The organism is Bradyrhizobium sp. RDM12, from assembly GCF_051917485.1.
In the GTDB taxonomy this organism is placed as follows: domain Bacteria; phylum Pseudomonadota; class Alphaproteobacteria; order Rhizobiales; family Xanthobacteraceae; genus Bradyrhizobium.
The window spans coordinates 2,075,251-2,086,974 of record NZ_CM133064.1; the positions used below are offsets into that span (position 1 = coordinate 2,075,251).

General features: G+C 65.0%; 6 protein-coding genes and 1 pseudogene. 1 reads left to right on the forward strand and 6 read right to left on the reverse strand.

The annotated features are described in order from the left end of the window. Positions 1–12 precede the first annotated feature (12 nt). Together ACTGJ9_RS09880 and ACTGJ9_RS09885 are read right to left on the reverse strand one after the other, a co-directional pair. Positions 13–1,380 carry an LLM class flavin-dependent oxidoreductase gene (locus tag ACTGJ9_RS09880; protein ID WP_456676904.1) on the reverse strand — a complete coding sequence of 456 codons (1,368 nt, stop codon included), beginning with the start codon at positions 1,378–1,380 and terminating at the stop codon, positions 13–15. Between the two features lie 198 nt (positions 1,381–1,578). After that, positions 1,579–2,454 carry an Ldh family oxidoreductase gene (locus ACTGJ9_RS09885; RefSeq protein ID WP_456676905.1) on the reverse strand — a complete coding sequence of 292 codons (876 nt, stop codon included), beginning with the start codon at positions 2,452–2,454 and terminating at the stop codon, positions 1,579–1,581. Between the two features lie 294 nt (positions 2,455–2,748). On the opposite strand from ACTGJ9_RS09885, the gene ACTGJ9_RS09890 reads away from it, so the two are divergent. Next, positions 2,749–6,864, forward strand: a complete 4,116-nt coding sequence (locus tag ACTGJ9_RS09890; protein ID WP_456676906.1) for a bifunctional diguanylate cyclase/phosphodiesterase — start codon at positions 2,749–2,751, stop codon at positions 6,862–6,864. On the opposite strand, the gene ACTGJ9_RS09895 is transcribed toward ACTGJ9_RS09890, so the two are convergent. The 4 genes and pseudogenes from ACTGJ9_RS09895 to ACTGJ9_RS09910 all read right to left on the reverse strand — a co-directional run bounded on the left by ACTGJ9_RS09895 (position 6,838) and on the right by ACTGJ9_RS09910 (position 11,475). Beyond that, on the reverse strand, positions 6,838–7,179 hold the full coding sequence (locus ACTGJ9_RS09895) for a hypothetical protein (RefSeq protein ID WP_456676907.1): 342 nt from the start codon (positions 7,177–7,179) through the stop codon (positions 6,838–6,840). The two genes, ACTGJ9_RS09890 and ACTGJ9_RS09895, sit on opposite strands and share 27 nt — an antisense overlap. Before the next feature lie 201 nt (positions 7,180–7,380). After that, on the reverse strand, positions 7,381–8,373 hold the full coding sequence (galE, locus tag ACTGJ9_RS09900; protein WP_456676908.1) for a UDP-glucose 4-epimerase GalE: 993 nt from the start codon (positions 8,371–8,373) through the stop codon (positions 7,381–7,383). A 15-nt stretch (positions 8,374–8,388) separates the two neighbouring features. After that, positions 8,389–9,195, reverse strand: coding sequence for a WecB/TagA/CpsF family glycosyltransferase (locus tag ACTGJ9_RS09905; RefSeq protein WP_456676909.1), 807 nt, complete (start codon positions 9,193–9,195; stop codon positions 8,389–8,391). Further along, positions 9,188–11,475: pseudogene (locus ACTGJ9_RS09910) on the reverse strand (GumC family protein). The gene ACTGJ9_RS09905 and the pseudogene ACTGJ9_RS09910 overlap by 8 nt, the downstream one beginning before the upstream one ends. Positions 11,476–11,724 lie beyond the last annotated feature (249 nt).

Below are 11,724 nucleotides of genomic sequence, written 5' to 3' on the forward strand. Positions count from 1 at the left end.
TTGTCCTCGTTGTTATTCCGCGGCGTCGCGCGGCTGTACTTTCCAGGCGCCGGCGGCCGGCCGCTTCAGCCCGAGATTTTCCCGTAATGTCTTGCCGCGATATTCCTTCTGGAACAGCCCGCGCCGCTGCAATTCCGGCACGACATGTTTGACGAAGTCCGCGTAGGAGCCGGGCACATAGGTCGCGGCGATGACAAAACCGTCGCAGCCGCGCTCGACAAACATTTCTTCGAGCCTATCCGCGATCTCCTTGGGACCACCGACCATGGCATCGTGGACCTGGCCGCGGCCGGAGAAGGTGACGAAGTCGCGCGCGCTCGGATTGCTCTTGCCGGAATTCTTCAGCACGCCGTCGCGGATGCCCAGAATGCCCTGCATGCTCTTGAGCTCGTCCGTCGTCAGCGGCTCGTCGAGACCCTTGGAGGCGAAGTCGTAATTGAGCGCCTCGGCGAGCAGTGACAGCGCGTCGATTTCGAGCGGCAACTTGTTGATCAGCGCCATCTTATCCTCGGCCTCCGCCTTGGTCGCGGCGCAGACCGGCGTCGTCAGATTGCAAAGGAACATCTGCTCGGGATCGCGGCCGGCCTTCGCGGCCTCGTTGCGCACGGACGCATAGCCGTCCTTGGCGCCGGCGAGATTGCGCGCGGCGGTGAAGATCACCTCGCCCCATCGTCCGGCAAAGCGCTGGCCACGGCCGGATGCGCCGGCCTGGATGATCACGGGATGGCCCTGGTCAGACCGCGGCACGGTGAACGGCCCGCGCGACTTGAAAGCTGCCCCCTTGTGATCGAGCCGCTTCACCTTGGACGGATCCGCGAAGCGGCCGCTCGTCTTGTCCATGATGAGGGCGCCGTCTTCCCAGGTGTCCCAGTGGCCGAGCACGACCTCCATGAACTCGTCGGCCTTGTCATAGCGGGAATCATGTTCGGGATGGGACTCGCGCCCCATGTTGAGGGCCTCGCCATCGTTCAGCGACGTCACGACGTTCCAGCCCGCGCGCCCGCCGGACATCAAATCGAGCGTCGCGAAGCGGCGCGCGACGTCGAACGGCTCGTAATAGGTGGTCGAGCAGGTCGCTCCCAGCCCGAGCCTGTCGGTGACCAGGCCCATCGCGGTCAGCACGATCAGTGGATCCATTTTCACGCAACGGATGCCGTATTCGACCGTGTGGGCGTGGTCGTTGCCGTAGCGGTCCGGCATCGCCAGCCGATCGTCGAAGAACGCCATGTGGAACTTGCCGGCTTCGAGGATTCTGGCGATCTCCTGGTAATAATCGGCCGACATCGAATCGGAGCGCGAGTCCGGATGCCGCCACGAGCTCGGCAAGTTCGTGCAGTTCTGCGCCTGAAGGAAGCCGACCAGGACCATCTGCCGATTCATGCTGCTGTTCTCCGAATTGGGTCAGGCCAGATCGAGGACGGTGTCGAGCCGGTATTCGCGCGCGAGCGCGCGCAGCTTCTCCCAGGTCGCATCCTCGATCTCGATGCCGTCGCGCAGACGCTGCTGCTCGCGCGCGCCCTCGATCTCGCCAGGATAGTAGACGCCCTTGCTGCCCTCGGACGGCGGGGTCGATTTCAGCTAATGGGCAAATTCCGCGACCTCGCGCCTGAACTCCTTCAGCGGGCGGAACGCGGCGACGTTGAACACGGCCATGAAGCACCCGTCATTGTGCCGGCCGGTCGGCTCGACGCCGAATCCCAATCCGGTGAGCAGGCCGCAGAGCACCTCGACCATGGCCGCGAGACCGCTGCCCTTGTAGCCTTCGGTGCCGCCGAGCGGCAGCAGCGCGCCGCCCTTGCGATATTGCGTGGGATCGGTGGTGTGCCGGCCGTCGGCATCGATGATCCAGCCGGTCGGAATCTCCTCGCCGCGGGCGACCGCGAGCTGGATCTTGCCCGCGGCAACTGCGGATGTCGCCATGTCCAGATAGAATGGCGAATCGAGATCGGACGGCACCGCGATCGAGATCGGGTTTGTGCCGAGCCGCGCCTCCTTGCCGCCGAACGGCGCGACGTGTTTTGGCGAGCGGCCGGAATCGGCGGTGGCAATCCCGATCATGCCTTCGCGCATTGCCATCAGCGGATAGGCGGCGAGGCGGCCGACATGACTCTGCCGGAACACGGTGCAGGCGGCGACGTTCGCCGTTTTCGCCTTATCGATGGTCAGCGCCATCGCCTTGGCGTTGACGTGGAAACCAAAACCCCAATGACCGTCGATCACGGTCGTCGTCGGCGATTCCCGGACGATGGTCCATTTGGCGCCGGGGACGATGTGCCCGGCCTTGATGCGATCGATATAGGTCGGAACCGCGATCACGCCGTGGGAGTCATGCCCGGCGAGGTTGGCGTTGACGCAGCCGACGGCAACAGCGTCGGCCTCTTCCTCGGAGGCTCCGGCGGCGCGGAGCAGCGCAGCGCCGACGCGCGTGAGGCGGTCGGCCTTGACGATGGGCATGGCGTTCCCTCAGGTCTTCGCCCTTGGTGGGCGGTTGTTGCGAGCCATCGTCTCAAAGCGGAGCTGCGATATCAATCTCCGGTAAACCAATACAGGGCTGCAAATTCGTGAAGGGAGCGCGCCTTTCGTCGTAGATTCCTCCCGTGCAGCGGTATTCCCGACAGTTTCGTGGCGGTCGTTCGTCACTCGTTCACTTTGATCGGTGGTTTCCCGTGCGCAATAACGACCACTTAGGCCATGGCCGTTCATAACGTACCCGGGAAAATCAGGCAGAAATGCCCGGGAGTTAAGATCGTGCAGACGACCCTCGCGCGCACCTTTGCAGCGTTGAGCGCCATCAACGAAGCGATCCTCTACGCGAAATCGCCGGACGAGCTGTACCAGAAGGTCTGCGATGCCGGGTTCGCGAGTGGAGACTTCATGGCTGTTGCCGTGTTCCTGGTCGAGCCGAACGACTCGCGCCTTCGCTTTGCTGCGGGGTGCGGCGACGATGTTGCACGGCTGCGCGCGATCGAGATCACCACGGAAGCCGGCACCCCCGAAGGCATGGGCGTCGGCGGCGAAGCGTTTCGCAGCCAGAAGCTCTGCATCAGCAATGACTATTTGAACGATTCGCGCTCGCTGGCGTGGCGCGAGGGCGCGGCCAGGGCGAATATCGGTGCCGCGGCGGCGCTGCCATTGCTGCGCAACGGCAACAGCGTTGGCGTGCTGTTCGTGACCCGCAGCGAGGCCGGCTCGCTGAGCGAGCAGATGGTGTCGCTGTTCGAGCGCATGTCGGCCAACATTTCCTATGCGCTGGAGAATTTTTCGCGCGAGACCGCGCGGCAGACCAGCGAGCGATCGTCGCGGCGGCTCAACCGCATGTTCGGCGCGCTTAGCGCGACCAACGAAGCCATCCTGCGTGCGAAAAGCGAGCAAGAGCTGTACCAGCTCGTGTGCGATGCCTCCGTGCATGGCGGCAAGTCGCTGGCGACATTCGTCTTGCTGAAGGAGCCGGATTCGCATTGGCTCAAGCCTGTCGCGGGTACCGGTGAGAACGTGGAGATCGTCGCCCAGACGAGCTATTCGGTCGATCCCGAGAACCCCTATGGCCGTGGCATTTCCGGCGAGGTGTTTCGGACGCAGAAGCCCATCGTCGAGCGCGATCTCGCGCATCGCACCAGGGGTACGCCGTGGGAGCAGGCCAACGTCAACACCGGCGTCGCCGCCTGTGTCGCGGCCCCCCTGATCAAGCACGGCCAAAGCATTGGCGTGATCCTGGCCTTCCTCAGCCGGTCCTGGGCCAAGGACGAGGAAATCGTCGGGCTGATGCTGCGCATCGCCGAGAACGTCTGCTTTGCCATCGACAATTTCGACCGCGAGGCTGAGAAGGCGCGAATCGCGGAGGAAGAGGAGCGCCTGGCGCGCATGTATGCGGCGTTGAGCGCGACCAACGAGGCGATCCTGCGCGCACACTCGCGGGCCGAGCTGTTCGACCTCGTCTGCGAAGCGACGGCGAAGGGCGCGAAGTTTACGTCCGCCGCCATTGCGCTGGTCGATCATCATGCCGAGCTGCTCCGCGTTACCGCCTGCTACGGGCCGAACGCGGATACGGTCCGCAACTTCAAATTCTCCAGCTCCGACCAGGTGCCCGAAGGACGCGGGTTGACGGGAACGGCTTTCCGCACGCGTCAGCCCTGCATCAGCAACGATGTGCTGGCCGACGACCGGATCGCGCCTTGGGCGGCCAGCGTACGCCGCAACGGCATCGGATCCTCCGCGGCGCTGCCGCTGTTCAACGGCGGCCGCCTCGAAGGCGTATTTCTCTTCAACTCGCCGGATCGCGGCACGTTCACGCCGGAATTCGTCGAGCTGCTGCAGCGGCTCCAGGCCAATGTGGCTTTCGCGCTGGAGAATTTCGACCGCGCAGACGAGAAGGCGAAAGCCGAGATGCAGCGCAACCGCCTGCAGGACATGTTGGAAGCGTTGAGCGCGACCAACGAGGCGATCATGCGGGTGAAGACCCGTGCGGAATTGTTCGAAGCGGTCTGCGACGCAGCCGTGCTCGGCGGCACCTTTTCCACTGCCACGATTGCCATGGTGGACCCGAGCGGCCGCAATCTCGATATTGTCGTCACCAAGGGCGAGTGTCGCCATCACGTCGATAAATGGCGCTTCGCGACGTCCGCCGATGAGCCGGAAGGGCGGGGGCTCGTCGGCACCGCATTCCGCACCAGAGCGCCCTGCGTCACCAACGACCTGCTCACCGACGTTCGTGTGGCGCACTGGCGCCATATCGCGCGGGATCAGGGCACGAAGTCGGGCGGCTGCTTCCCTCTGATGAAAAACGGCACCAGTGCCGTCGGTATCCTCCTGTTCCTCTCGCCGGACGAAGGCACGTTCACGCCCGATCTCATCCAGCTGCTGGGACGGCTGGCGGAGAACGTCTCCTTTGCGCTGGACAATTTCGACGGGGCCGAGGAGCGGGCGCGGACCGAGGCGCAGAAGGAACGCCTGACGCGCATGTTCGCGGCACTGAGCGCCACCAACGAAGCGATCGTGCGCGCCAAGTCACGCACCGAGCTGTTTGAGCTCGTGTGCCAGGCCGCGTCCACCGGCGGCAAGTTCACCTCGACGACCATTGCGCTCGCCCGGGCCGACAGCGACCAGCTCGAGATCGTCGCGGCCGCGGGACCGTCGGCCGAGACCACGCGGAACGTTCGCCTCTCCATCGATCCCGACCGGCCCGAAGGCCGCGGCATGAGCGGCACCGCGTTTCGCACCCGGCAGCCCTGTGTCAGCAACGACTATGTCAACGACAACCGTGTAAGCGCCTTCCATGCCGTGCTGCAGAGCGACGGCGCGCGCTCCGGCGCGGCGTTCCCGCTGATCACGCACGACAAGCCGGTCGGCGTGATGATCTACATGTCGACCGAGCAGGAGACCTTCACCACCGAGTTCGTCGAGCTGTTGCAGCGTCTCGCCGACAACGTCTCCTTTGCCATCGAGAACTTCGATCGTGCCGACGAGAAGAACGAGGCCGATGAGCGCATCGAATATCTGGCTTCGCATGACAGTCTGACCGATCTGCCGAACCGCGAGACCTTCAACGGGTTGCTGCGCGAGGCGATCGACGCGGCGCAACGCCATGATCACCGTTTCGCCGTGCTGTTCATCGATCTCGACCGCTTCAAGGTCATCAACGATTCGCTGGGCCACGAGGCAGGTGATTTGCTCCTGCTCGAGGTGGCGAACCGTCTGCGCGGCGCGCTGCGGGCAAGCGACGTGGTGGCGCGCCTCGGGGGCGACGAGTTCGTGGTGATCCTCGACCAGTGCGGCGAGATCGAGGACGTCCAGCACATCGCCACCGGGCTGTTGACGGCGCTCGCCGAGCCCATGGAGCTTGCCGGTCATGAGTGCCACACCACTGCGTCGATCGGCATTGCAATGTATCCGGCCAACGGCGCCGACGCGCAGACGCTGACCAAGAACGCCGACATGGCGATGTATCTCGCCAAGGAGGACGGCAAGAACGGCTATCGCTTCTTCTCCAAGGAGGTGACGACGCAGTCGATCGAGCGGCTGTCGCTCGAAAGCGCGCTGCGCCGGGCGCTGGAGCGCGAGCAGTTCTCGCTGAACTACCAGCCCAAGGTCGACATGGAGACCGGCCAGATCACCGGCGTGGAAGCGCTGTTGCGCTGGAGCCACCCCGATCTCGGCAATATTTCGCCGGCGCAGTTCATTCCGCTTGCGGAAGAAACCGGCCTGATCGTGCCGATCGGCCGCTGGGTGGTGAAGGAAGCCTGCGCGCAGGCGATGGCCTGGCAGCGCCGCGGCCTGCTACCGGTGTCGATGGCGGTGAACTTGTCGCCGCGGCAGTTCGTCGACGAGCATCTGTTGCAGGACGTCGACGAGGCGCTTGCGGCATCCGGCATGTCGCCGGTGCTGCTGCAGCTCGAGGTCACCGAGAGCATGATGATGCGCAATGTCGGTCGAGCATTGAAGGTGCTCGACGCGATTCAGAGCCGCGGCATCCGGCTTGCCATCGACGATTTCGGCACCGGCTATTCGTCGATGTCGCTGATGAAGCATTTCCCGATCGACACCATCAAGATCGACCGCTCCTTCGTGCGCGACCTGCCGCAGGATTCGGAAGACCAGGCGATCGCGCAGGCGATCATCAGCATGGGCAAGGCGCTCGGCATGACGGTGGTCGCCGAGGGCGTGGAGAACGCCGAGCAGGAGGCATTCCTGCGGACCCACGGCTGCGACGAGATGCAGGGCTTTCTGATCTCCAAGCCGGTGCCGGCGCGGCAGATGGCCGAGCTGCTGCGGCCGATGGTTTTGCCTGTCGCGCCGCCGCTCCAGCCGGTGGCGGATCCGACTGCGGACGAAGCCGCGGCGCTAAGGCTGAAACGCGCTATCGTCTGACGGCTGCGGCTGCAACTCGCGGACGTCCTCTGGCTTCACGTCCAGTTTGCGCGGAAAATGATCCGGCCAGGACGGCGAGGTTTGCTCGACGAACATTTCGAAAATGGCATGCGCGCCTTCGGCGAAGCTCGAGCCCTCGCCGAGGCCCAGCTCACGGCACCACGCGTGTTGCATCGGCTCATGCGCGTCAAGCACTGCCATCGCGGGTCCCCACCACCAGGCCGGTGCCGGCGAACGTTCGTCCTCCGGCACGGCGTGCCAGAGCATGAGCTCGCCGATCACGCGCTCGAATTGCAGGCTTGCAGCCTGATGCATTCGTGCTCCTTGGACCGCGCCTGATAGCGGGCCGACGCGCGGTTTCGATTATCGCCTTCGCTGTGAAAAATCGGCTCGCGCTGTCGAGCCAATTGTGCGGCTTCCATTTGGCGGCCATGCGGTGGCCGGGATGATCGCCGCCACCGACTGTAACAATCTCTTTAGCCGCTCGGGGTTCCGGGCTGCAAGACAATACGGCGCTTAGCGCGATTTGAGCGGATGCGCCTTCTGGTGCCAGGCCCAGGCGGTGCGGATCACGGTCGGCAGGTCGGAATGGCGCGGCACGAAGTCCAGCACTTTCCGGGCGGCCGAGGGGTCGGCGACGAGATAGGTGGGATCGCCCGCGCGGCGCGGCTTGACGGTGTGCGGCACCTCGCGTCCGGTCTCCTGCCTGATGGCAGTGAGGATCTCGCGCACCGAGAAACCCGAGCCGGTGCCGAGATTGAAGCTGCCGCCGGCATGTCCCGTTTCCAGCAGCTTCAACGCCGCGACATGCGCAGCAGCGAGATCGGTGACGTGGATGTAGTCACGGATCGCGGTGCCGTCGGGCGTGTCGTAATCGTCGCCGAACACCGCGAAGTCGACATGGCCCTGCAGCGCCATCATGGCGCGTGGGATCAGATGCGTCTCGTTGTCACGCAATTCGCCGATGCCCCCGGCCGGATCGGCGCCGCTGGCATTGAAATAGCGCAGGCAGAACGCGCCGAAGCCGTAAGCCGCGCGATAATCGGCGAGCATGCGCTCGATCATCCACTTCGAAGCACCGTAGGGGTTGATCGGCGCGCAGGGAAAATCCTCCGGCAGCGCCTTGGAATCGGCGTTGCCGTAGACCGCGCCGGTCGAGGAGAACACGATGCGGTGGCAGCCGGCGTTGCGCATCGCCTGGAGCAGCGACAACGTGCCCTGAACGTTGTTGACGTAATATTTCTGCGGGTCGGTCATGGACTCCCCGACCAGGCTCGCCGCCGCGAAATGCATCACCGCCGTCACCTTGTGGTCGGCAAAGGCGCGCGCCAGCGTCGCGCCATCGAGCAGATCGCCGGCCACCAGTTCCCCGGCGACGAAGCCGCGATGGCCTGTTGTGAGATTGTCATACACGACGGGCCGATAGCCGGCTGCGGCAAGGGCGCGGCAGGCATGCGAACCAATGTACCCTGCGCCTCCTGTGACGAGGACGGTCGGCCGGTCATTCATGTCGTTCTACTCTTCTCAGCGATTGAAGGGCCGGTTGCGGCTGAGGAGAAGATAGATCGCGCGGGGGTTGGTGGTCAAATAGCGCCAGAACAGGCGGCGCGGCTCGAGCCAGGTGCGCCAGGCCCATTCGAGTCCGATCCGCTGCATCCAATGCGGAGCGCGCGAGCGGCTGCCCGACAGAAAGTTGAACAGGCCGCCTGATGTCTTGACGACGGCGACATTGGTCAGCAGCGGCGTGTATTGCTCGACAAAGGCCTGTTCAGATGGCACGCCGAGCGCGACCCACAGGCAATCCGGCGCGAGGGCGTTGATCGCCTCGACCTTGGCGCGCAGTGCGTCGCCATGGAGATAGCCGTGGCTGTGCCCGACGATCCTGAGCTTCGGATACATGTTCTGGACCCGTCTGACCGCGGCGGCATTCTCTTCCTCACTGGCGCCGAGCATGTAGAAGCTGCGGCCGGCAACCTCCGCCTTGCGCGCGACGGCGTGGAACAGGTCCGTGGTGGCCACACGCTCCGGCAGCGGAAACCATGACTGCAGTTTCGACGCCGCCACCAGCGGCTGTCCGTCGGCATTGATCAGATCGGCGGCGCGGAACAGGCGTTCGGTCTGCGGCTCGGTTGAGCAGCGTGCCAGCACCTCGCCATTGGCCGATGTCATATATAACGGGCGGCCAATGCGATGACGCGGATCCATCGCTTCGATCATGAAATCGGCGGTGGCTTCCAGGTCGAGTGCGGCCATGCGAAGGCCGCCCACGGTGATCCGTGGCACTTCGGCAGTCGCGGCCCGACCATCCAGGTTGACGCGGCGCTCAAGCATATTGTTTGCCTCGCTGGCGCGTTTGGGTTGCGGGGGTGAGTTCGTCCAGCACCACGCCGACGAGCTTGCGCTGGGCGCCGCCGAGTGCGGTGAGGACGTCTTCCATGCTGTCGTTGATGTCGAGGCTGGTCGGCAGCACCGCAACCAGTGCGTCGGAGGCGTCGAGCAGCTTGCAGCCGGCCGCGGAGAGCGGCATCGCGGGCCCGTCGAGAATGACGAGGTCATAGCGGCCTGCCGAGCGCGCCTCTGCGATCGCCTTGCGGATGGCGTCAGCGGCCTTGCCGGCATCGCTCTCGGTCGCCGGCAGCACCGCAATGCCGTTGACGGTCTTGATCTCGTGCACCGTTTTGTTGCCGATCGAGAGCCAGCCAAGCCTGCTCGGTTCGCGCTTGTCCGGCCGATCGATCCTGCTCGAGAGCGTGTGCGCCTGATGGTCGGCATCGATCATCAGCACGCGGTTGCCGTCGCGCGCCGCTGCAATCGCGAAATTCAGCGCGGTCACGCTGCGACCGGTGGTGTCGCCGGCTCCGACCAGCGCCATCACCATGGTCTTGTCGCCGACGCGGCGGGCCATCGCGGCACGCATGTCGCGCCAGGCGTTGAGGAGCGTCGTCAGTGGAAATCCGGGGCGCAGCGTCGGCCAGCCGAGGCGGGTCAGATCGACGCCGTCGCCAGTGGCGAGAATGGCGCCGAGCGTGCGGATCACGTCGGCCTCCTGGAGGCGGGCGATCAGCGGTTTCTCGACCAGCGCGAGCGCAGCTGGAGGCGCGGCGGCTTCGGGCTGAGCTCGCGTAAGATCCTGCGCGGGCGTGCGCCGGCGGCGGCTCGGCTCGGGCGCGGTCGCGCCGTTGAACAGATGCTCGGCCGCGACGAACCACGAAGCGGCGGCAAGTGCGCCGAAGATGAAGCCGATCATGGCGAACAGGCTCATTGCCGGCGGGAACGAGCGCCGCTGTGGCACCGTGGCCTCGCCGATGACGCGGGCAGCCGACGTATTCAGGGTCTCCTGCTCCTCGGTCTCACGCGAGCGCTTGAGGAAGGATTGGTAGACGTCGCGGCTGGCTTCTGCCTCGCGTTCGAGCTCGCGCAGGCGCACGGCGGCCTGGCTGAGTTGCACGCTCTGCCGCTTCTGCACTTCCAGCGCCCGGTTGAGCGACGCCTCGTAGTCGCGTGCGCGCGTCAGATCGTTCTTGGCGGATTGGGCGAAGCGTTCGATTTCCTCGCTGATGGTGCGCTTGAGATCCTCGACCTGCTTTTCGGTCTGACGCAGCGCCGGATGGCGCGGACCCAGCTCGGCGGTCTGCTCCGCATATTTCTTCCGGGCGTCGGCATATTGCGCGCGCAGATTGGCGATGGTCGGCGATTGCAGCGCTTCGGGAATCGCGCCTGCATCCGCGGCGGTCCGCTTGTTCGCCTCGATCTGGTCCAGCCGCGCCTGGGCGTCCATCGTCGCCGCGCGGGCCGCGGACAGCCGCTGGTTGCTGGAGGAGAGCTGCTGATCGGAGATCAGCGCGTCCTGAGTGCCGACGAAATTGTTCTGGGCCTTGTAGGTGGCAAGCGCCGTTTCGGCGTTGCGCAGCCGCTCGCGCAGCTCTTTCAGCCGGCCTGACAATTCGCTGGTCGCCCGCCGGGCTGCCACCGCCTGCGAATTGCGCGACTCCGCTAGGTAGGTGTTGGTCAGGGTGTTGGCGAGCATCGCCGCCTTCGCCGGATCGATCGACCAGACCTCGATGTCGACGATGAAGCTCTTGTCGGTTTTGCGGATGGTGATGTGCTTGTTCAGCGCGTCGAGTGCGGCGAGCTGCACTTCCTGGTCTCGGCAGTGGAGGACGCGCGGGGCTGAAAGCCGATCATGCCGAGCAGGGACGAGGTCAGCGTCTTGCCGTCGCCGCCGCCGAATTCCGGATCCTTGTCGAGACCCGCTTGCTGGATTAACTGCAACAGCACGCTGTTGGAGGTGATCAGGCGCGCCTGGCTTTCCACCACCATGGACATGCCGGAGACGTCCTGCGCGCGCGGCGTGAGCTCGCGATCGACGAGCTGAAGCTCGCGCGGGTCGACATAAAGCTGGGCGGTCGCGGTGTAGCGGGGCGTCAGGCTCTTGCCGACGGTGACGGCGACGCACGCGCCGATCAGGGCGGCGGAGGCAATCGCGATCTTCCTTCGCCACAGCAGGCTGACGAGCTCCAGCACGTTGAAGCCGGCCTCTGATGTCCGCTGCGGGGCTTCCGACGCACCCGGATTTTTGCCCCGATCGATCGGCTGGTTATAGTCAAGCATCGTCCCCAGCTTTCATTCCAACGGCCGCGGGCTGAGGGGTTGCTCTTCGCTCTACGCCTCGCACCGGGGATATAGGTGCGCAATCAACGCAACAGGGAAAATTAACCATACTCATTGAGGGACTATTCACCGAAATGGCAAACAAAGCGTTTAAGCGCAGGCCGCCATTTGCCGCGTCGTTGTGCCGCCTTGGTGTCACCACGGCCCCCTGTGCTTAACGGTTCGTTACCATGCACGCCCAACGGCGCG

What these genes read in the sequence shown, in the direction of transcription:
- ACTGJ9_RS09895 (WP_456676907.1), bottom strand. Translation starts at nt 7,179, where the DNA reads ATGCATCAGGCTGCAAGCCTGCAATTCGAGCGCGTGATCGGCGAGCTC.
- ACTGJ9_RS09885 (WP_456676905.1), bottom strand. Translation starts at nt 2,454, where the DNA reads ATGCCCATCGTCAAGGCCGACCGCCTCACGCGCGTCGGCGCTGCGCTG.
- ACTGJ9_RS09880 (WP_456676904.1), bottom strand. Translation starts at nt 1,380, where the DNA reads ATGAATCGGCAGATGGTCCTGGTCGGCTTCCTTCAGGCGCAGAACTGC.
- galE (WP_456676908.1), bottom strand. Translation starts at nt 8,373, where the DNA reads ATGAATGACCGGCCGACCGTCCTCGTCACAGGAGGCGCAGGGTACATT.
- ACTGJ9_RS09905 (WP_456676909.1), bottom strand. Translation starts at nt 9,195, where the DNA reads ATGCTTGAGCGCCGCGTCAACCTGGATGGTCGGGCCGCGACTGCCGAA.